Below are 20,924 nucleotides of genomic sequence, written 5' to 3'. Positions count from 1 at the left end.
GCAGCCAAACCGCCAATCACGGCATGCAATGTTTGGCAAAATCGCTGGTCTGGTTGGCTGTCCAGTCGGTTTTAGGCGTGTGCTGCATGTTGCTGCACCAGTCCCGACTGCCGACCTCGGGGGCGCAGGCAACCAGTGTCAATGTCACCATCATGGCGGCAAGGGCGATGAGCATTTTCTGCGTCCATCCCATCGTGCTCCTCCGTTCTGGTTATCTTCAACCTTAACGCTAAGCAGCAGATGGGGCAAAAACAGGGCAAAGACCTGTTTTTGCCGCGGCGAACCGAAAGCAGCGCAAAACGGGATATTGAAATTCAGTCCCGCCAGAACGCCGGTAACAGCAGCACCAGCAGCGTTTCAAATTCCAGCCGACCCAGGACCATGGCGATATCAAGCACCCATTTCGCGGCATCGGGCAGGCTTTGGAAATTGCCTGCCGGACCAATGATCGGCCCCATACCTGGGCCCACATTGGCCAGTGCAGTGGCAGAGGCGCTCATGGCGGTAATCAGATCAAGCCCGGTAAAGCCCAGCGCCACCGTAACGCCAATATAGCTGATGGAAAGCAGGAACACGAAAACGGTAACCGCACTATAAATGTCGCTGGTGATTTCGTTGCGGTCAATATAGCTGACGGTGACAGCGCTGGGGCTGCGCAGACGCAGGAAATGGGCACGCAGGCCACTGAACACCACATAAAGGCGGAACATTTTAAACCCGCCCGCCGTTGACCCCGAACAGCCGCCAATAAAGGTGGCAAAGAAAAACAGCATGACGGCCACCGGCCCCCATTGCAGATAATCCCCCGAGGCAAAGCCGGTAGTGGTAATGACCGACACCAGATTAAACGCCGCCAGGGTAAAGCTGGCCCACAGGCCATCATCGGAAATCTGCATCAGGCGGATGGTCAGAAGCACGGTAAAAAAGGCCGAAACCAGCAAAAACAGCCGGATCTGCTGATTATCAAACAGGGCGCGGATGCTGCGTTTGCGCACCATGACGGCATAGGCGGTAAAGGGAAGACCACCTGCAAACATGAAAACCGTTCCCACCCAGTGCAAAGGCCAGTTTCCGGCAAATTTGCCAAAGGACTGATCAGTGGTGGAATAGCCGCCGGTGGCAAGCGTTGTCATGGCGTGATTGATGGCTTCAAACCAGGTCATGCCAAAAATGCGATACAGCACCATGCAGGTCAGCGACAGCATGGCATAGATCACCACAATCTGCAGGCACATGTCGCGCATACGCGGGCTTAGCTTTTCCGACCGGTCCGAACTTTCCATCTGGAAAAGCTGCATACCGCCAACGCGCATCATGGGTAACAGCGCAAGGGCAGTTACGATAATGCCAATCCCGCCCAGCCATTGCATGATCGAACGCCACAAAAGCAGGCCCGGCGGCATACGGTCCAACCCGGAAAGAACGGTGGAACCCGTTGTGGTCAGCCCGGAAATGGTTTCAAAAACTGCATCGCAAAAGCTGATATCCAGCGATGAAAACCAAAGCGGCAACGCCCCGGTAACACTGACCGCGATCCAGGAAAACCCGGTCAGGACATAGCCCTGACGCGCGGTTACCCGTGGGCCGATATCAGACCGGCAGGCAAGGCAGGTCATACCGCCAATGCCAATGCTGGTAAAGGATGCCTGGGTAAAAATCAGCCAGTCCGGGTTGCCAAAATACAGATCAACACTTGCCGGAATCAGCATTGCCGCACCGATGATGATCACCATCAGGCCAACAACAAAAAGGATCGGTTGCAGTCGTAACAAGGCAGCATCCATGCAAGTTCGTACATTCGGCATTTACCGTGCCGCGGCTTTGGTCCGGGAGACGATCTGATGTACCCGTTATCGCGTGGGCAGCGCCTGCATGGCCATTTTTTGCCATGCACTTTTCCCCGATCCTTCTTTTATCCTATGCTCTATAACCGCAAATTGCTTCGGGTGCATCCCGTTATCGCAAACTTGGCCTCAAACAGGCATCTTTTCGCCGTGTTTTCCAATCATCAGTGCTATTGTCTGCTTTTCGGGGCCTTCCCGGGCCTGTCCCTGCCCGTTACCCCGGAACATCATGCCTTTCCCGGTGCCGTCCCATGGTGCCATTCGGGCCTGATGAAAAGATGCGGCCAAAGCAAAGATAAAAGCAAAGAGAACACCCATGATCCTGCCCGCTGCTTTCTGGCGAAGATTCCTGCAATCGCGTGTTTATGTACCGGTTCTGGCGCTGGGCCTGCTGGCCGCCCCGTTTGCCGCGGGCTTGCCTGCCAATGCCCAAAGCACGCAGACTGCGCAAACCGCACAAACCACCAAACCGGCAACCCCGCCCGATGTCAGCAACCAGACCGCCTTTGAGGCCGACGGGCACAAGGTATTTGCCATTGATGGCGATACCATCCTGATTGACGGGCATGTGTTTGACATTGCCGGGATTGACGCACCCGAACTGGGCCAGCAATGCCTGCATGACGATAATTTACAGGATTGTGGCCTGTCTGCCGGGATGCAGTTGCAGAAATATTTCATCATGTCGCCCTTCCCCGCCGAATGCGTGCTGGCCGATGACCAGCGCAATGATGGCAGCAAGGATAGCGGCCAGGATGGTAAAAACTGGCCCCGGGTGGAATGCTCGATTGGTGATCGCGACATCGGGTCAGCCATGATCGCAGATGGCGAAGCCCTGCCCATTCCCGGTTTCTCGCTTGATTACGATGACCAGGCAAAACAGGCGGCCAATGCGGGCATTGGCCTGTTTGGCACCCAAATGGTCCCACCTGCCGAATGGCGCGAAGGCAAACGCCTGAAAGGCGAAAAACAGCGCTGCCTGTTTGTTGGCGATGGTATGGGCCACTATGTCAGCCCGCTTGATTCGCGCTTTGTCAATTTTGTACGCAAAGACGCTCCCGCCACCCCGTGCAGCGACGAAGAAGCCCGTCAGTCCGGACTGGAATATTTACCGAAGGAATAAGCCGGGCAGAACACGGGCTGTTGCTGCCGTTTAACCGTAAACGGCACGCAGCCTTGTCCCGTGCCCACATTGCCAGCCCTTGTTTTCGGACGCGCAAAAGCACCCGCAGAAAGCGGAACGATGATTGATCTGAAATGTTTGGAAGATTGGAGCGGGTGAAGGGAATCGAACCCTCGTCGTAAGCTTGGGAAGCTTCTGCTCTACCATTGAGCTACACCCGCTTTGCGGCACGCTTTATAGCCCGGCTGACGGAGCGGCGCAAGATAATCACGCATGCCGGACTGCAAATATTTCACCAGCCTTACTGCTTTGGCGTGATCTTCCAGATCGCCCCGGCATGATCATCCGATATCAGCACCGAACCATCCTCGCCAAAGGGTTTGATATCAACCGGGCGGCCCAGAACCGCACCATTATCGCGCAGGAAACCTGACAAAAACGGGCTGACAGTTTGCGGCTTGCCCGCGGTGAATTTGACCCGCACCACTTTATAGCCATCCGGCTCTGTCCGGTTCCAGGAACCGTGCAGGGCGACCAGCATATCGCCTTCATAAAAATGCAGGCCCAGCGGCGCATTATGGGCATTAAAGGTAAAGGCCGGGAAGGTCACCTTATGCGGGACCTTTTCATTTTTGAAATCGGGCGCGCGGGTATCGTTGCCTGCAAACCACGGATAGCCATAAAAACCACCGGGCGCGCTGGCTTTGTTGAGTTCCTCGCGCGGGATATCATCGCCCAGGCCATCACCGCCATTATCGGTAAACCATAAATCACCGCTATCGGGGGCAAAGGTCAGCCCGACGGAATTGCGCAGGCCTGACGCATATATTTCAGGTTTTCCGCCCGAAACCGGCAGGGTAATGATTGTGCCTTCCAGCCCGGATGTTTTGCAGATATTGCAAGGCGCCCCCACGGCCACAAACAGCTTTTTGCCATCGGGCGACAGGGTGGCATAGCGCCAGCCATGGTGGCTTTTATCAGGCAGGGCATCAAACAGAACCCGATCAGGTTCGCCCAGCGCGGTTCCATTGAAATTGCTGACATCAAACGCAACAACCCGGCCCTGATCGGCGACAAAAAGTGTGCCTTTTTGATAGGCAACACCATTGGCCGACGTAAACGCCGAGGAGATATTTTGCACCTTGCCTGCCTGGCCATTTTGATCAACCGGCAGGAAATAAAGGTTCCGCCCGCGCGTCCCGACAAAGATACCGCCCAGATCGGGTGCGAGGGCCATGGAGCGGGCGTTGGGAATAGCGGCAAAAACTGACAGATCATAACCATCGGCAACAGAAAGCCGGGATCGGATTTTTTCCAGTGCATCGAGCTTTTCATCGGCAAATGAACGCGCCGAAAGCGGTATTGCCAGAAAAAGCACCATCACCGGCAGCAACACAACTGCGCAGGTAACTTTGCCAAAGCGGAATTGCCCTGACACAGGCAGGCATAAAAAACGCCTGCCTGCATGAACCCGCCGGACAAAATGCCGGAAAAAGGTTGATGAAAGCGGGCGTATTTTAAAGACGCTAGACATGGCTTTCTCCTTTGGGCGCAAACCCGGAAGAAAACCTGCCGGGCCGATTAGCGGGCGCGTTCGGAAATCGGTGCGTTAACCGAAAGTTCCATATCCCAGGGGAAATAGATCCAGGTGTCCTGGGAAACTTCGGTCACAAAGCTGTCGACAACTTCGCGGCCCTGCGGTTTGGCATAAACGGTGGCGAAATGCGCCTTGGGCAGCTTTTCGCGGACGGCTTTGGCGGTTTTGCCGGTATCGACCAGATCGTCGATGATCAGCATACCCTCGCCGTCGCCTTCAACGTCTTTAAGCCATTCCAGATCGCCGCGGCTTTTGTCAGAATAGCTGCGAACGCAAACGGTATCAATCAAACGGATATCAAGTTCGCGTGCAATGATCGCAGCAGGCACAAGTCCGCCACGGGTAATGGCGACGATGCCCTTATAAGGGCCTTTTTCCAGCAAACGCCACGCCAGCGCGCGCGCATCGCGATGCATCTGTTCCCAGGAAACCGGGAATCCCTTGTTGTATGCGGCTTCGCTCACAACGTTTCTCCTGCAAAAACCACTGTGTCGGCCCTGGGCACAGATGGCCAGGCAAACACCCAAAAATGACAAGGCGCTTTCCTACGCCTTGTCCGATTGAAACACAAGCCTTCGGACTTGTAGATAGCCCATTTCACCAGGAATTTTCATAATTGGCAGGTCCGCATTCTTCATCATGCCAATTTGCAGTATGTCACCGGCACATCCTGAAGTCAGAACCGATAACAAAACCCGCCCTGGAGGCTGTATTCATCACCGCTACTTTTGCGCATCACCAGATTGAATTTCAGCAAGCGGTGTGTCTGCAATTTTTGCAGTTGGGCGTTCGCTAGGCGATTGTGAAAACAGGGCGCGGATATAAACCGGGTATGTCAAACCGGCGAGTCCCAAAATCGACAGCCAATTGGACGGTGCAATACGCAGCACGCTAAATTCAAGCCAAAAGGCAATTCCAAGAACAAATGCAACAATAACAATCGCCTCGATTAACAAAATTAGAAATACCGGCAACCTCCATTGCCTAAAGGTGCAACATGTATCCTTCAAAAACCAGACAACTCGCTCTGGCAGCCTTTTCAGCCAACCTGCAAAATCAAAGAACACTGTCCGATAATAAAGTAATGCCCCATCGAGGAGAGTACAAACCCGTTCCTCTGCCTGATCCGTGGCCCCGGTTGCTTCTACCGTTCGATCCCCCTGATCAACCCCGGAACCCGGCCCACCAAACCGCCGGACAACGATCAAAATCAGCAGACGAATCAAAAACAGCCCAAGCATCGACAGCAATTCAAGATTGTTAGAATTGAGTGCCCCCAGGGATTTGTCGGTCCGTGCTGTATTGGACAAATAGGCGGGACCAAAATGCAAAAGATTTTCAAGCGCCATCGCATGCACATTCACACCTGAAATGTCATTTTCAAGCGTGGGAGGATGCACAACATCCTGCAGCCCCTGCAGGTTAAAGCTATAAAAGATCACACGACCACCCAATTGACCAATCCAGCTATCTTCGGCCGTTGGTGTTCCCTTTTGTGCCTGTCCTGCTGTAACCACATCAAAGGGACTGCAAAAATTGGCATCCCCACTACGGCCTAAGCCAGTTTTGACAACAAAATCGTGAATTACCCCCACAAAATACGACAAATCCTTTGCCCTGCCGGAGGGGCAATTTGCGGGAAAGCGTTTCTGATTAACCTTCTTGCCGTCCTGATCAGTGGTCACGGTCTCCATCACGGGCCAGCCCGCATAATCTGACTGGCTGTCTGGCCAGACAAGATTCATCGATCGATTGGCAGCATAACCGCGCCACAAATCAAGATTGCGCTGTTGCCAGCGCTTTTGATCCTCGACCGCCGGAATATCGCCCATCAGGGCACCATCACAATTCCAGTTGCGATTGGCAAAAGACGAAGATTTCAAACGCCCTTGCGCCTTCGCATCCGCTTGCCGGGCGCATAGATCAAGATAGATTTGCAATGCCGCTGCAGGATAAAAATCCGGGGCTTTTATCTGGTCATCACTGCCTTTATCTGCACCTTCATTTTGACCTTCACTTCCCGGACGGTTGGGAAACAATGCATAATTCAAAGCCCGGACATCAGCGCTGGAGCGAGCATCGCCCCAGCCTGCGACCAATTTAACCTTGCCCTTCAAGTCGGAAAGGATTTCGGGGAACCTGATATCGTCGTAACGTCCAGCCGATACATAAATGGGAATCCCAAGCTTGTTATATGCATCCACGACCCGCACCAGCTCGTCCAAGGTAGGGTCCTGCAGGGAAAATTGAGGTGCCTTCACACCTTCCGGCGATATAGAGGCTTGCGAATTTCGTGAATCCTGTAGGGTAAAGTCGATAAAAACAGCAAGCGGAAGTGGTGCATTCCTGCGTAAAAATGACTTCAGAACCATTGCATGGGTCATGAAAAGCGGCGGCCAACTGGTATCAAGGTCATAAAGTGATTTCTGATCCAAAAGGACGATGCCGATATCGTCTTTGTTTGGCGCGTCATAAACAACCGAGCCAAAAAGCCGGTTAAACAGCTGATAGCTGTATTCATCAACGGGCTGGGTAAATTCATCGGGTTGAAAAAGAACAATAAAACAGGCCAGCAAAAACGTAATCGCCGCCCAGTTCAGATAAGCCAGCCCTGGCCCCGCACGCCCCCTCATACGTCGCCCGGCCGGTTTTTTGTTTTCCTCTGGCATGGGGGTTTCTGTGCCAGGCTGATGATTTTCGGGCATCAATTTGACCTGTAACGTCCATTGAAACGAAAAAAGCATCCACCACCGGCAGATGCTTTTCCCTGTTTTTCAGGCAAACCTATTTGGGGGTGGCACATAATTCGCGCTGTTGCGGGTAACGCGCGACACAGCCAATTTTGAGCTCACTCACCCGTCCTTTTTCGCCCGCATTTTCAAGTAACGGGATCAAAAAATGATAGGCTTCTACCGGCCAGTCATAATAGGCAGCGGCCACTTCCATCTGATCGATCGCCTGCTTTTTCTGCCCGATACTGGTTTGCAGTTCGCCACGCTGCAAAGCCAACTGAAAGGGCAGTACATCCCCGTCCGCGTCACTGGAAACCAGATCAAGATTTTTTAAAGCCAGCCTATATTGGCCCTGATAGGCGCGTAACTTGGAAAAGGCATAGCGGGTATAGGCATGGTCCGAAGTTTTACCGCTAACAGCAGATCGGGCCAATGCTTCGAGTTTGCGAAAATTCACCTTGTAATCAGGCTCGAATTCAGCCTGTTGCAATTCTGAAACGACGCGATGAGCATCTATATAATGGTCCAGCATGTCCGCATTTCGGTCAACCGTACGGGCATATAGCGCATTATTAATCGGTCGGCGCCGTTCCATCGGATATTCACGTTTCATATATCCGACCAGTGCCACCATCCGATCTTTGGAATCCTCGTGACGACTGGAAATCTGTTCCTGAATTTTAGAAACCGCAGTTCCAAACTCACTGGTGAACTTGTCCCATAGAGGACTGTCACCTGTTGGTTGGAACTGGATGGCAAGCTGCTTTTCCAACTGATTGCGCGTCGAGAGATGCAAACGTTCAAAGCTGTCGTCGTATTTGCCAACAATTGCCAGAAACCGCAAAGATTCCGAGGGGTTGTAACCGGCCTTCGTCATCAGATCCAGACCGAGGAAATCGGCCTCTTTTTCAGCTGCACGATCCCAAACAGGCAACAGGACGTCGCGCGAAATGATATCACTTCCGTAAAGCTGAAATGATTTGCGCAGCTGATCATCCCCGCCAGCCTGTGAAACGGCAAAATCCATTGCCGTTACCAGATAGGGCCTTAAACTGCGCAACAGATTATCTGGCGAATGCTGCAAGGCGACGTGGCTATATTCATGCGCCAGCAGAAATGCCAACTGGTCTTCGGATTGCAAATACTGGAAGGCCGAAAAATGAATATAAATGGCACCTTCGGGTACTGCCATCGCACCCGGGCTGGCATTGGCCAGAAGATAGACTTTTGCCTTTGGCGCCCCACTTGGCGCCCCGGCGACAATTCGATCAAGAATGGTCTGGGCGTAGGCCTGCAATTCCGGAAAATCGGCAATACCCGTTGATGATGCCATTACTTTGATACGCGCGTTTTTCAGGCCTTCTTCCGTTTCAGGCTTGGCATCGGGTAATTTCACCGTGTCGATATATTTGGCATCATCGGGAATCGTTGACCACAAAGGCAGATTAATACCTGTCGGGTTTGATACGCAGCCAGCCAGAAACATCATCGCTGATCCAGCCAGCAATCCTTTAAATGTAAACATGGTTTTCCCTGCCTTTATTTCGCGCGACAGGTCGAACGACCACCAGCACCACGGCCTGTATTGCCAAGCGCCCGACTTTGATCAGCGTCGCAAAAGACCTCGATTTCGCCATCATAGGCAGAAATCCAGACTTCATTTCCGTCTACCCAGTAATCACCAGGCTGGCTTTCCAGGCGAATATGATGCATCCGCCCGGCCGTAATTTCCGTGCCGATATATTCGACTTCAGCAGGAAATTCGGCACCAGGAATGGATTTGATCATTTTACGATCACGCCCAGGCGCATCATAAAGATCCACATCTAGCATAGGTAACTGGACTTCGACTGCGGAACGCACGCTTCCCGCAGCATAGGCTGGCGTGCCAGCATGCCAAATAACCGCGACGGCGAAAATCAATGCGGCCCCAAGCAGCATATGAAAACGCCCTGTTATCCTGACTGGCCCACGTCCAAAAACAGTATTTTTCATGCAATCCCCCAATTCTTAAGGTTGCAGTCCCAATGCAACCTATTTCAATTTTTGCATGAATTTTGGATTATTTAATACTATCCGTTGGCAGGGCTTTATTTAACCAATAGCTGAATAAAAACCGCAAAAATCCGTTCAAAACACTGAAAACAAATTGTTTTAAAAGGTTCTAAAAGATCAGCTATTTTTCACCGCACCTTTACGTGCCGTCAGCAATGTTTCGAAATCCTGTTGCAGGGCGGCGAAGGGGGCGTCCCAGTTATTGGGCTGTTGCTGGCGATAGATGCGCATGGTGGGGTACCAGGGGCTGTCTGTGCGATCGACCATCCAGCGCCAATCAGTCGTGAAAAGCTGCAACATCCAGACCGGCAGGCCAAGGGCACCGGCAAGGTGGGCCGGGGCACTATCGATGGTAATGATGAGGTCCATTTCGCTCATTAAGGCAGCGCTATCACCAAAATCGCCAATGCGGTCCCCAAGATCATGGATGAAAGCCGACGCCCCCAGATTGGCAATGTCGGCACGGCGATCATCGATCTGGAAGCTGAAAAAGGCAGCGCCGGGCATCCCCATCAACCCCATGAATTTTTCAAGCGGGCAGGAACGATCGCGCGGATTAAGCTTGCCTGCCCAGATGATACCGACCTTAAGTGCAATATCACCGGGAATACCCGCCAGCGTCATTTTGCGCGGCGCACTGATATAGGGGCTGGCAGATGCTGAAAACAGGTCGCGCGCGCCGATATCAAGCAGATAAGGCAGGCTGAGAAGCGGGGCGTGCAGGTCGAATTTTGGCGGGGTTACGCCCTTTTCCACCACCTGGCCAACACCGGGCACGGTTTGCATGATACCCAGCATTTCCTTGCGGCATTCCACAATCACATGGGCGGCCTTTTTTGCCACCAGCGGAATGAAACGGGCAAACTGGATCATATCGCCAAAGCCCTGTTCGGCCCGTAACAGCAGCGTTTTGCCGCGCAAATCACCCTTGCCATCCCATTCCGGCACACCAGGAAGTGGGCGGATCGGGTTATCGGCCAGCCGCCGGCGCACTTCATAGGCCTTCCAGCCGGCCTCGTACTGGCCAAGCGCCAGGTAGGCAAGGGAGCGGTCCCACAGGGCCTCGGTATAATTCGGATCAATCGCCAGGGCGCGGTTGAAATAGTCAATCGCCTCGGCAAAGCGGTTAAGGTCGCGATACACCAACCCGGCATTAAACAGGTGCGATTTATCATTTGCATCACGCAGCAGCGATTGTTCGTGGGCGCTGCGGGCTTCGTCAAAGCGCATCATTTCGCGCAGGCAATTGCCCATATTGGACCATAGCCCGGCATTTTCAGGCCGCAGCGCCGCCGAGCGCCGATAGGCCACCATCGCGGCATCAAACTGTTTGGAACGGCGTAACGCCACACCAAGATTATTAAGGATATCGGGCTGGTCGGGGCGGGTGCGCAGGATTGCACCGTAAAGGGTGATTGCTTCGTCGAGACGCCCGGCGCGATGGGCGGCAACGGCGCGGGTAAACAGATTATCACTGGGTACCCCACCCCGATGGACGGTTAATTTGCGCTGCTGGGATGTTGCGGCCGGGGCGCTATTTCCGCCTCCTGCTGCACCTTTTTGCGCGCCATGTGCATCACCGGTATTTCCCGGTGCAGGGGACGGGGCCGCAAGCGCACCTGAAGATAGCGTTGTGCCGGTTTGGGCCACCTTTGCGACACTCCCGGATACTTCCCCGTCTGTTGCTACCGAAGACGCCGCAACCGCCCCTGTCGATTGTATAGGGGCATTTTCGGCCAGTGGCGGTGTGATCGGGGCGGATGGCGCATCGGCCACCGTGGCCGTTTTTGTAGCCGCGCGGGTTTTCGCCGTTTGCGATGCACGCTTTGCGGCCTTTGATTTCGACTTTGCCATCACCATATCCCCTATAGCACCGGATACCCCCCGGTATCCCCCGATCCATTTTCAGGCCGGGACAAAATACCCCGTCTTGCCCGTGACGCAAACGGGATAACGGTGTCAGAAAACTGTTACGCCGATTCGCGGCATACCCGCAAGCAGGGTACAGATGCCGCACAATGATCGGTTCAGAATATGAATTTCAGCGTAAAATTACCCAAAAGCGGCCTTTCAAACAATTTTTGTCAAGTTTGCTTTAAACGTTTCAGTTATTCGCGGCCTTGGGCTAGCCTTTCATATAAGGGCGGCAGAATATGCAAAGAACGGCGTATAGGGACAGCGGTTTTTTGCAGGTTCACGAACCGGGAAAAATAACCGGTCGACCGTAAAAGCCCCGGGAAAAGGGGCAAAGATCAAAATGCTTACCCGGACGACGGATATGAACCGGAAAAACAACAAACCGGCACAATCCGCAACCGGCCGGGAGGAAACAATAACAGACCAGGCTTAATGGACCGGGAGACATCTATGGCCGCAAAGGGAAAGTCCGGCGCATCCGTCGGGCGTAAAGTGATTGTGGTGCTTGTGGCGTTGCTGGTGGTGGGATTTGCCGCAATGATGAGCATCCAGGCAGTATCGCAGCGCGATGCCATGATCGATTTGATGTATCGCGAATCTGTCAAAAAAACCGAAATGCTTTCAACTGCCGTTCAGGCTGGCTTTATTGCAATGGATGCCAATTCCGTTGAAAAGGAATTTCGCAAGCTGACAGACAGGTCAGATACCGAACTTGCCACCCTGCAAACCAATATGCCAGACGGCACCAGCATTGCCGAATTCCAGGCCGAAGACATGAAGGCCTATGACCTGAAGGCATTGATCGAGCCTTACCTGCCCAAACTGGAAAACAAGGAAGTCGTGAGCTTTGTTGCCAATGGCGCAGTGATCGTGGCAGCGCCTATCACCAAATATTCCAAGCGCAAGGACGAAGACGTTTTTCGCGGCATGCTGTTAACAGCATGGAGCCTTGATAATGTCAGCGCATCGGTGATGCAGGCGGTTATCATGCAGCTGGCACTGGCGGCGGGCATTCTGATCGTGCTTTTGGGGGCAACCTGGTATGTGCTGCGCAGCCAGATTTTGCTGCCGCTTCGCAAGATCAATGGTGTGATGACCGAACTTGCCAATGGCAACCAGCAGATCGAAATTCCCGGCCTTAAACGCCGTGACGAAATTGGCGAAATGGCCGGATCGGTGCAGGTTTTCAAGGAAAATGCCGCGCGCGTCAGCCAGCTTGACCGGGAACGCGAACGCGAACGCCAGCTTTCCGAACAGCAGCGCCACGACGCCATGCAGGACCTTGCCGGTCGGTTCGAACGCACCGTGATGGGTGTTGTTGATGGCGTTTCAGGCGCATCGACCGAAATGCAGCAGGTTGCCCAAAGCATGGTTGCCGCCGTTCATCAGAATGAATCGGGATCCCAGGCAGTCGTCAGCGCCATGGACCAGGCCAATAGCAGCGTTGAAACCGTGGCAAGTGCCGCCGAAGAACTGGCGATGTCGATTCAGGAAATCAGCGCGCGGGTGAATGACACGTCAAACATCACCGAACGTGCCGCAACCGAAGCCAACCGTGCCAATGAAATGGTGCAGGGGCTGGATGTTTCGGCACAGAAAGTGGGCGAGGTTGTACAGATCATTCAGGCAATTGCCGAGCAAACCAACCTTCTGGCGCTGAACGCCACCATCGAAGCCGCCCGTGCAGGTGATGCCGGCAAGGGCTTTGCCGTGGTGGCCAACGAGGTGAAAAACCTTGCCAACCAGACCGCGCGCGCAACCGAAGACATTTCGGCCCAGATTTCGGGGATTCAGGGTTCCACCCAGGATGCCGTGGGCGCGATTGATGGGATTGCACGCATCATCAATGACCTGAATGCCATTTCGGCCGAGGTTGCGGCGGCTGTGCGCCAGCAGGGCAGTGCTACGAGCGAAATTTCGCATTCTGTCCAGCAGGCCGTAAGCAGCACCCAGCAGGTTACTGCCCATATCAAGGAAATGCAGGATGCCGCCGGCCAAACTGGTCTGGCTGCCCGGCAGGTTCTTGATGCGTCGGAAAAGCTGGGGTCGCAATCTGGCACGTTGCGCAATGAAGTCAGCAATTTCCTGCAGGATGTGCGCGAAAGCTGATTAAAAACCACATCTGACAGCCCGGTCACCATAAAGGCACCCTGCTTCACACGGGGTGCCTTTTTCATTGGAATCAGGCAGATTACAGCGGGAAGACGGGCAATCAGCGTAGCGGCGGATGGTTTACGGCATCCTCGGCGATGCGCATCATCATCATGTCATCAAGTTCGACATAACCCAGTTTGCGATAAATCGGCTGCATGTCGCGCGTGGCCAGCAGCCAGCGGCGCACCCGGTTCATTTCCGGGTGGTCATGCAGGGCTGACACCAGTTGCAGCGCAATGCCCCGGCGACGGTAATTTTCATCAACAAAAACATCGGCGACATAGGCAACGGCGATATTATCGGTCACCGCGCGGGCAAAACCAACCTGGCGGCCATCGCAAAAGGCACTGGCACACAACGATTTTGCCACCGCATTTTCAAATTCACCGCGCGACCGGTTCATGGCCCAATAGGCCGCACCAATAAAGCCATAGCAGTAATCGATATCGACACGATCACGCTCACAGGTGATTTCAACGGGATTTTGCATTTCCATGATACCGGCCCGGCTTTTGAATGATGCCTGCAAACAGGGGCGAGAACAAAACCGCCCCTGCCGTTATTTCAGAACCAGCGCCACCGTAAGCCCGACAATGGCCAACCACAATAACAGACCATTCAACGGAAAACCCCGCCCCTTGCCCCGGCGCCCCATGGAGGCGACGGTATCGGGATGAAGTTTAAGGCCCTGTTCGGTCAGTACACCGGATGCCCGTTCAGCGGCCTCGATCACACCGGGAAGGCGGCGCAACATCGAACCGGCCTGGCGGGTGGCTTCGGCAATTTTGGCTTCCGGCCCCAGATTATCGCGCATCCATTCTTCGATCAGCGGACGCGAGAGGTTCCACATATTTTCATTGGGGCTGAGGATACGTGAAAGACCTTCGGCCACGATCATGGTTTTTTGCAGCATCAGAAGCTGGGGCTGGGTTTCCATGCCAAAGGTTTCAGTAACCTGGAACAACTGGCCCAGCAAACGGCCAACCGAAATATCGGCCAGTTCCTTGCCCAGAATCGGTTCGCCAATTGACCGGCAAACCTGCTGGAAATTTTCCAGCGACTGATGGCGCGGCACATAACCGGCTTCAAAATGAATTTCAGCCACCCGGCGATAATCGCGGGTCAAAAAGCCCAGCAGCATTTCCGCAAGATAAAGCCGCGTCTGGCGGTCTACGCGGCCCATAATGCCGAAATCAACCACGCTGACGCGGCCGTTTTCATCGACAAACAGGTTCCCCGGATGCATATCGGCATGGAAAAAACCATCGCGGAAAACCTGCTGGAAAAAGGCGGCTGCCGCCTTTGCCAGCAATTCGGTGCGGTTGATGCCCAGATTATCAAGTGCTTCGACATTATCGATGCGAACACCACGCACACGTTCCATGGTCAGAACATGCTGGGCGGTACGTTCCCAATCAATTTCGGGAATGTAATAGGTCGGGTCATCCCGAAAGTTTTCGCGAAATTCCGATGCGGCAGCGGCCTCGAACCGGAAATCCATTTCCATTTTAACGCTGTCTTCCAGCGTTTTGATGGTTTCAAGCGGTTTTAAGCGGCGCAGACGCGGCTGCGTCCATTCGACAATTTCTGCAACCCAGTAAAACAGGTCCAGGTCGCGCGAAAAACGCACGGCAATATCAGGGCGCAAAACCTTGATGGCGACTTCACGACCATCGGGTGTTTTGGCAAAATGCACCTGCGCGATCGAGGCTGCGGCAACCGGCGTTTCGTCAAATTCGACAAACAGGGTTTCAAACGGCGCATCAAGCTGGCGGGAAATAACCCGCTTGGCGATATCGGCCGAAAATGGTGGCAAACGATCCTGAAGCGATGACAGATCAGCCGCCACATCCTCGCCGATCAGATCGGCACGGGTGGCAAGGGTTTGGCCCAGTTTGATAAAGGCCGGTCCGAGTTCCTCGAGCGCGCGGGCTAACCTGCGGCCCGGCGGCAGGCTGGAGCCACCCGAAAAGGGGGCAGTCAACCGCGCCAGTACAGCCAGAAACTTGCCGCCCGGCACCAGATCAAGCGGGAACAGGGCATCATGGCGCGCCAAGGTTCGCGCCATGCCGATCAGGCGGAAACTGTTACGAACAAAGCGGATCATTTAACCAGGACCTCAGATTCGCCAGCCGGAATGAATAGCGGCGATCCCGCCAGACAGATTGCGATAGCGTACCCGGCCAAATCCGGCATCGCGGATCATCTGGGCAAAGGTTTCCTGATCGGGAAACTGGCGGATACTTTCGGCCAGATACTGATATGCCTCGCGGTTACCCGCAACAAACCGGCCAATTTCAGGCAGCAGTTTGAACGAATACATATCGTAAATTTTATCAAAGCCCGGCACCACGACCTTGGAAAATTCAAGGCACATGAAACGCCCGCCCGGTTTGAGCACCCGGTAAGCTTCGCGCAATGCCTCGTCAATACGGGTGACATTACGAATGCCAAAAGCAATGGTGTAAACATCCATCGACTGGTCGGGCAGCGGCAATTTCTGCGCATCGCCCACCATCCAGTTGATATTTTTCAAAAGGCCATGATTCGCCGCGCGGTCCCGGCCGACATGAAGCATTTCATAGTTGATGTCGCACACCGTAACAGCGCCACCACCATTTTTCAAAAACCGGAAAGCAATATCGCCCGTACCACCGGCAACATCGATCAGATGCATATCGGGGCGCGGTTTCAGCTCGTTGATAAAGCTGTCTTTCCACAAGCGATGGATGCCACCGCTCATCAGATCGTTCATCACATCATATTTGGACGCGACCGTGTCAAACACCTCGCGCACCATTGATGCTTTCTGGTTTTCCGGCACATCGCGGAAACCAAAGTGGGTTGTTTTTTCGCCGGTTTCGCCCGCGGCTGGGCCTTGATGCTTGCTCATGGCCGGAAAATAGCGCAGCCGCCGCCAGCCCGCCAGTGGAAAGCGGCAGTTTTTAGAAATATCCTGTTGAAGCGGGGATGTTTCTGCTAAGGAAAAATAAAACACACCTTGTCTTTCAAACCTTCAAGAACAGGACGTACCATGAGCTGTATGGTTAAAATTTGCGGGATCAACAGCGAGGATGCTGTTATTGCAGCCATGAGTGCCGGTGCAGATGCCCTTGGCTATGTGTTTTTTCCGCCAAGCCCCCGGCATATTTCGCTTAATGGTGCCGCGACCCTGACCGAACGTGTTCCCAACAGCATTTTGAAGGTTGGCCTGTTTGTGGATGCGGGAAACGAAGCCATCGCCAATGCGGTGAAGGCTGGCAACCTTGATGTCATTCAATTGCATGGCAGCGAAACACCCGACCGCGTCAAGGAAGTGCAGGATGTTTTGGGCCTGCGCGTGATGAAGGCCATTTCCGTCAGCACAGCAGAAGACCTGGACCGGGCGGCGGCCACCTATGACGGGGTTGCCGATTTCCTGCTGTTTGATGCCAAACCGCCCAAAGACAGCACCCTTCCCGGCGGCAATGCCGTCAGCTTTGACTGGACGCTGCTTTCGGGCCGTGAATGGAAAAGCAACTGGATGCTGGCCGGTGGCCTGGACCCCAACAATGTCGCCGAAGCCGTTGAAATTTCCAACGCACCCTGGGTCGATGTTTCATCCGGGGTGGAGCGCACACGCGGTGTCAAGGATGCGCGCAAGATCAATGCCTTCATTCGCGCAGCCAAGGGATACTAAACGCATCCCTGCGATAAAATGACAGACCGTGCCCTGGCCCCATAACGCCAGGGCACAATTTTATTTACGAGATCAGATTTCGGGGTGCCCGGCCCCATACGGCTTATGAAACCGTACCCTGCCTGATACCAACCGGGATATCATGGTTGATAACCCCCCTGTTATGGACGGAGCCTTTCTGATGGATCAGCCCCTGCGCCAACGTTGTTCGGATGTTTTGCGCGCCAAAGCCCGCAACGAACCGTTAACGGTGGCAGTGCATGTGATGTTGTCGCTGCTGATCATTGTGAATGTGGCATCCGTGGTAATGGATACGGTGGAACCCTTTGCCCGTGACTATGCCGACTGGTTCTGGGGCATTGAAATTATCTGCACCACAGCCTTTACCATCGAATATCTGCTGAGAATCTGGAGCGCGCCGACGGACGAACGCTTTGCCGGTCGGTTCGGACGGTTGCGCTATATCGCAAGCCCGATGGCAATTATCGATCTGGTGTCGATTTTACCGGTATTTTTGCTGCTGTTGACCAGCATCGACCTGCGGTTCGTTCGTATCATGCGGCTTTTGCGATTGCTGAAATTCACCCGCTATTCCAGCGGTATGGATCTGATCGTCATCGTTTTTCGCCAGCAATTGGGCATGCTTGGGGCAACATCCGCGGCCCTGGCCTGCTTTCTGATTTTCAGTTCCGGCGCGATTTATCTGCTTGAACACCAGGTGCAGCCCGAAACATTCGGCAACCTGCCCAAAACGCTGTACTGGGCGATCATTACCCTTTCCACCGTCGGTTATGGCGATGTTGTGCCGGTAACGGTTGGCGGCAAAATACTGGCCGCGATCATCGCCCTTAGCGGCATTGTCATGATTGCCGTGCCTGCCGGTATTCTGGCATCGGCCTTTAGCAGTGAATTACGCCGCCGCGAGGAAACCTACCGCCAGACAGCCGTTCAACACATGCAGGGCGGCCTGCACCTGACCGATGCCATGCGCGCCCGCCTGCAGGACCACCAGGACGAACTGGGCCTGACCGATGAACAGGCCGAACTGATCATTAATGATGTACGCGAGGTTCATCGCGGCCATATTGTTGATGACACCCTGTTTTGCCCGCATTGCCGCAAAGCTTTGCGCATCGAGGTTTCGGACCGCACCCGCCCAAGGTAAAGGCACAACTTGCAGGTTTAAATGCAAAAGCCTTGACGCGGGGAAAAAGGCCGCGCATATTTTGCGCATGAAAACACAGGACATGACCCCGAACCGCATTGCAAATCGTTGGTGGTGGCGCGCTTAAAGCGGGCGGCCAAACCCATGTCTTGATGATTCTACCGGCCGCCTGATTTTGCAGGCGGTTTTTTGTTTTCAGGCTTTTGCTATCCCATCTGAAAAACGATCTCCGTCTGTGGCTGTGCCCCACAACAGGAGACGACACGTGACCACCCCGACCCAGCCGACCCGCCCTTCATCGCATTTCGCGCAACATAGCGACGATACCACGCGCGATTACCAGTATGTCACCGATGGTGGCATCAGCATTTCGCGCCGCGAAACCGACATTGTCTATGAAAACGCCACCGCCGGGCTGATTGACAGCCTTGATACGGCCAAGGGTGTTTTGCTGTCATCGTCCTATGAATTTCCGGGGCGTTATTCGCGCTGGGATATGGGGTTTTCGCAGCCGCCGCTCGAAGTGACCGGGCGGGACCGGGGATTTGCCATTCATGCCCTGAATGATCGCGGCCGTATCCTGCTGCCCGCCATTGCCCCGATACTGGAAGAACACCCCCATATCGAAGGTCTGACCCTGGGCGATGATGGCATTTTTGGTACTGTTGGCCAGCCCGCCAAATGGTTTGCCGAGGAAGAACGCAGCCAGCAGCCCAGCCTGTTTTCCGTTGTGCGGATTTTGCGTGACCTGTTTGCCCATGCGGGTGACGAACGGCTGGGGCTTTATGGCAGCTTCGGTTATGACCTGGCCCTGCAATTTGAACAGATTGCCCTGAAACAGGACCGCCCCGCCGACCATAAAGACCTGCATTTATACCTGCCCGACAGCATCATTACCGTGGACCATGCCGCGCGCCGTGCGGTACGCCTGGATTATGAATTTGCCGTTGCCAGCGGGGAAAATACCCGTGGCCTGGCCCGCAATGGAGCCGCCCACCCGCCTTCACGCGGCGCGAATTACGAAGCCAAAAACGACATGGGCGAAGGCGAATATGCCCGCATTGTCGATGATGCCAAACCACGTTTTGCCCGTGGTGAGCTGTTTGAAGTGGTGCCATCACGGGTGTTTCGCACCGCCTGCACCACACCCCCGTCGGAAATTTTCCACCGCCTGAAACGCCGTAACCCCGCCCCTTATGGCTTTTTGATCAATCTGGGGCATGGGGAACATCTGATTGGTGCTTCGCCGGAAATGTATGTGCGCGTATCGGGCAAACGGGTGGAAACCTGCCCAATTTCAGGCACCATCGCACGGGGGCGCGATGCGATTGAGGATGCCGAAAATATCCGCACCCTTTTAAATTCGACCAAGGAAGAATCCGAACTGACCATGTGCACCGACGTTGACCGCAACGACAAGGCGCGCGTGTGCAACCCCGGTTCCATCCGCATTATTGGCCGTCGCCAGATTGAAATGTATTCCCGCCTGATCCACACCGTGGACCATGTTGAAGGCAGGCTTCGCGAAGGGTTTGACGCCCTTGATGCCTTTTTGACCCATTGCTGGGCCGTTACCGTAACCGGTGCGCCCAAACGGGCGGCCATGACCCATATTGAAAATGTCGAACGCAGCCCGCGCGCCTGGTATGGCGGGGCAATTGGTGCGGTTCTATGTAATGGCGACCTTAATACCGGTCTGACCCTGCGCACCGTGCGCCTGAAACAGGGTATTGCCGAAGTCCGCGCTGGGGCAACGTTGCTTTATGATTCAGAATCCACCGCCGAAGAAGCCGAAACCGTCCTGAAGGCATCCGCGATGATTGATGCCATCACCCGGCCTGATAGCGAACAAAACAGTAATGACCCAACCCGGTCCGGCATTGGCAAACGTGTGTTGCTGGTCGATCATGAAGACAGCTTTGTGCAGAACCTTGCCAGTTATATTCGTGCGACCGGGGCCGAAACCCTGACCATGCGGCCGGGTTTCCCCGATGCGGTATTTGACGAATTCAAACCCGACCTGGTGTTTTTGTCGCCCGGCCCGGGCCGACCCGATGATTATGGCCTGCGCGGCAATATTGAACGCGCCCTGGCACATGGTTTGCCGGTATTTGGGGTGTGCCTTGGCTTGCAGGGCATTGTCGAATTTTTTGGTGGCTCGCTGGGCCAGCTTGATACGCCAATGCATGGCAAGCCATCAAAGGTGCATTTGCAAACGGGCGACCCGCTATTTGACGGTCTGCCGGAAAATATCGTGGTTGGGCGGTATCATTCGCTGTTTGCCGACCCGCAAACATTGCCATCCGACCTGTTGATCACAGCCAAAAGCAGCGATGGCGTGGTTATGGGTATTCGCCACAAATCATTGCCGATCAGCGCGGTGCAGTTCCACCCCGAAAGCCTTCTGACCCTTCAGGGTGAAGCGGGCATGCACATGATTGCCAACCTGTTGCGCAATCCACTGGGCCGACCGGGCGGGAAAGAAGCCGACACTGACGCAAACACCACCACCGCAACAGCAGGCAGCGAAGCGGCCTAAGGATGACCTGAAATTCTGCCCGCATCTTGCTGGCATTTAACCACTGCCTCCCCTGACCACCGGCTTCTCCCCCGTAGATCCGGTGGTTCCCTTAGCGACCATGCAGTCAATGCATGGTC

At 54.5% G+C, this 20,924-nt stretch carries 16 protein-coding genes and 1 tRNA gene; 5 read left to right on the top strand and 12 right to left on the bottom strand.

Features of this window, described 5'->3' with window-relative positions; genetic code table 11:
* Positions 1–16: 16 nt before the first annotated feature.
* Positions 17–193 carry a DUF3012 domain-containing protein gene (locus CSC3H3_RS00755; RefSeq protein WP_101267265.1) on the bottom strand — a complete coding sequence of 59 codons (177 nt, stop codon included), beginning with the start codon at positions 191–193 and terminating at the stop codon, positions 17–19.
* Between the two features lie 121 nt (positions 194–314).
* Positions 315–1,772, bottom strand: a complete 1,458-nt coding sequence (locus tag CSC3H3_RS00750) for a TrkH family potassium uptake protein (protein WP_245881219.1) — start codon at positions 1,770–1,772, stop codon at positions 315–317.
* Positions 1,773–2,160: 388 nt separating this feature from the next.
* Here CSC3H3_RS00750 and CSC3H3_RS00740 point away from each other — a divergent pair, with 388 nt between their 5' ends.
* Positions 2,161–2,967, top strand: a complete 807-nt coding sequence (locus tag CSC3H3_RS00740; RefSeq protein WP_101283068.1) for a thermonuclease family protein — start codon at positions 2,161–2,163, stop codon at positions 2,965–2,967.
* Positions 2,968–3,114: 147 nt separating this feature from the next.
* Here CSC3H3_RS00740 and CSC3H3_RS00735 read toward each other — a convergent pair.
* The 7 genes from CSC3H3_RS00735 to CSC3H3_RS00705 form a co-directional block, all read right to left on the bottom strand.
* A tRNA-Gly gene (locus tag CSC3H3_RS00735) sits at positions 3,115–3,188 on the bottom strand.
* A gap of 80 nt (positions 3,189–3,268) precedes the next feature.
* Entirely contained in the window at positions 3,269–4,501 is a 1,233-nt protein-coding gene (locus tag CSC3H3_RS00730; RefSeq protein ID WP_245881218.1) for a PQQ-dependent sugar dehydrogenase, read from the bottom strand.
* A 47-nt stretch (positions 4,502–4,548) separates the two neighbouring features.
* Positions 4,549–5,028 (bottom strand): xanthine phosphoribosyltransferase, encoded by a 480-nt coding sequence (gene gpt / locus CSC3H3_RS00725; RefSeq protein ID WP_101267270.1) that lies wholly within the window; start codon positions 5,026–5,028, stop codon positions 4,549–4,551.
* A 258-nt stretch (positions 5,029–5,286) separates the two neighbouring features.
* Positions 5,287–7,269: a CHASE2 domain-containing protein gene (locus tag CSC3H3_RS00720; RefSeq protein ID WP_157831783.1), complete on the bottom strand. Its 1,983-nt coding sequence runs from the start codon at positions 7,267–7,269 to the stop codon at positions 5,287–5,289.
* 79 nt (positions 7,270–7,348) lie between these two features.
* The gene (locus CSC3H3_RS00715) at positions 7,349–8,821 is read right to left on the bottom strand and encodes a M48 family metallopeptidase (protein ID WP_101283064.1); all 1,473 of its coding nucleotides are present in this window, start codon (positions 8,819–8,821) and stop codon (positions 7,349–7,351) included.
* A gap of 14 nt (positions 8,822–8,835) precedes the next feature.
* Positions 8,836–9,237 (bottom strand): hypothetical protein, encoded by a 402-nt coding sequence (locus tag CSC3H3_RS00710; protein WP_101267276.1) that lies wholly within the window; start codon positions 9,235–9,237, stop codon positions 8,836–8,838.
* A 231-nt stretch (positions 9,238–9,468) separates the two neighbouring features.
* Complete coding sequence (locus tag CSC3H3_RS00705; protein ID WP_101286037.1) at positions 9,469–11,205, bottom strand: tetratricopeptide repeat protein; 1,737 nt, start codon at positions 11,203–11,205, stop codon at positions 9,469–9,471.
* Positions 11,206–11,718: 513 nt separating this feature from the next.
* On the opposite strand from CSC3H3_RS00705, the gene CSC3H3_RS00700 reads away from it, so the two are divergent.
* A complete protein-coding gene (locus tag CSC3H3_RS00700) occupies positions 11,719–13,377 on the top strand; it encodes a methyl-accepting chemotaxis protein (protein ID WP_101267278.1) in 1,659 nt (552 codons plus the stop codon).
* A 103-nt stretch (positions 13,378–13,480) separates the two neighbouring features.
* On the opposite strand, the gene CSC3H3_RS00695 is transcribed toward CSC3H3_RS00700, so the two are convergent.
* From CSC3H3_RS00695 to ubiE, 3 genes are all read right to left on the bottom strand, one after another.
* A complete protein-coding gene (locus CSC3H3_RS00695; RefSeq protein WP_101286036.1) occupies positions 13,481–13,918 on the bottom strand; it encodes a GNAT family N-acetyltransferase in 438 nt (145 codons plus the stop codon).
* A 63-nt stretch (positions 13,919–13,981) separates the two neighbouring features.
* The gene (ubiB, locus tag CSC3H3_RS00690) at positions 13,982–15,529 is read right to left on the bottom strand and encodes a 2-polyprenylphenol 6-hydroxylase (RefSeq protein ID WP_101283062.1); all 1,548 of its coding nucleotides are present in this window, start codon (positions 15,527–15,529) and stop codon (positions 13,982–13,984) included.
* A gap of 12 nt (positions 15,530–15,541) precedes the next feature.
* Positions 15,542–16,315 (bottom strand): bifunctional demethylmenaquinone methyltransferase/2-methoxy-6-polyprenyl-1,4-benzoquinol methylase UbiE, encoded by a 774-nt coding sequence (ubiE, locus tag CSC3H3_RS00685; RefSeq protein ID WP_101286035.1) that lies wholly within the window; start codon positions 16,313–16,315, stop codon positions 15,542–15,544.
* A 141-nt stretch (positions 16,316–16,456) separates the two neighbouring features.
* Between ubiE and CSC3H3_RS00680 the strand changes: the two genes are divergently transcribed.
* From CSC3H3_RS00680 to CSC3H3_RS00670, 3 genes are all read left to right on the top strand, one after another.
* Positions 16,457–17,101, top strand: a complete 645-nt coding sequence (locus CSC3H3_RS00680) for a phosphoribosylanthranilate isomerase (protein ID WP_101267281.1) — start codon at positions 16,457–16,459, stop codon at positions 17,099–17,101.
* 181 nt (positions 17,102–17,282) lie between these two features.
* The gene (locus CSC3H3_RS00675) at positions 17,283–18,266 is read left to right on the top strand and encodes an ion transporter (protein WP_101286034.1); all 984 of its coding nucleotides are present in this window, start codon (positions 17,283–17,285) and stop codon (positions 18,264–18,266) included.
* 265 nt (positions 18,267–18,531) lie between these two features.
* Complete coding sequence (locus CSC3H3_RS00670) at positions 18,532–20,805, top strand: anthranilate synthase component I (protein WP_101283060.1); 2,274 nt, start codon at positions 18,532–18,534, stop codon at positions 20,803–20,805.
* Positions 20,806–20,924: the final 119 nt, after the last annotated feature.

The organism is Thalassospira marina (assembly GCF_002844375.1).
Taxonomy (GTDB): domain Bacteria; phylum Pseudomonadota; class Alphaproteobacteria; order Rhodospirillales; family Thalassospiraceae; genus Thalassospira; species Thalassospira marina.
Note: the sequence above shows the minus strand (reverse complement) of the source record. Positions and strands in the feature narration are given on the sequence as shown.

Coding starts and splice junctions, on each gene's coding strand:
- CSC3H3_RS00755 (WP_101267265.1), bottom strand. CDS start 193: ATGGGATGGACGCAGAAAATGCTCATCGCCCTTGCCGCCATGATGGTG.
- CSC3H3_RS00740 (WP_101283068.1), top strand. CDS start 2,161: ATGATCCTGCCCGCTGCTTTCTGGCGAAGATTCCTGCAATCGCGTGTT.
- CSC3H3_RS00730 (WP_245881218.1), bottom strand. CDS start 4,501: ATGTCTAGCGTCTTTAAAATACGCCCGCTTTCATCAACCTTTTTCCGG.
- CSC3H3_RS00720 (WP_157831783.1), bottom strand. CDS start 7,269: ATGCCCGAAAATCATCAGCCTGGCACAGAAACCCCCATGCCAGAGGAA.
- CSC3H3_RS00715 (WP_101283064.1), bottom strand. CDS start 8,821: ATGTTTACATTTAAAGGATTGCTGGCTGGATCAGCGATGATGTTTCTG.
- CSC3H3_RS00710 (WP_101267276.1), bottom strand. CDS start 9,237: ATGCTGCTTGGGGCCGCATTGATTTTCGCCGTCGCGGTTATTTGGCAT.
- CSC3H3_RS00705 (WP_101286037.1), bottom strand. CDS start 11,205: ATGGCAAAGTCGAAATCAAAGGCCGCAAAGCGTGCATCGCAAACGGCG.
- CSC3H3_RS00700 (WP_101267278.1), top strand. CDS start 11,719: ATGGCCGCAAAGGGAAAGTCCGGCGCATCCGTCGGGCGTAAAGTGATT.
- CSC3H3_RS00695 (WP_101286036.1), bottom strand. CDS start 13,918: ATGGAAATGCAAAATCCCGTTGAAATCACCTGTGAGCGTGATCGTGTC.
- ubiB (WP_101283062.1), bottom strand. CDS start 15,529: ATGATCCGCTTTGTTCGTAACAGTTTCCGCCTGATCGGCATGGCGCGA.
- ubiE (WP_101286035.1), bottom strand. CDS start 16,315: ATGAGCAAGCATCAAGGCCCAGCCGCGGGCGAAACCGGCGAAAAAACA.
- CSC3H3_RS00680 (WP_101267281.1), top strand. CDS start 16,457: ATGAGCTGTATGGTTAAAATTTGCGGGATCAACAGCGAGGATGCTGTT.
- CSC3H3_RS00675 (WP_101286034.1), top strand. CDS start 17,283: ATGGATCAGCCCCTGCGCCAACGTTGTTCGGATGTTTTGCGCGCCAAA.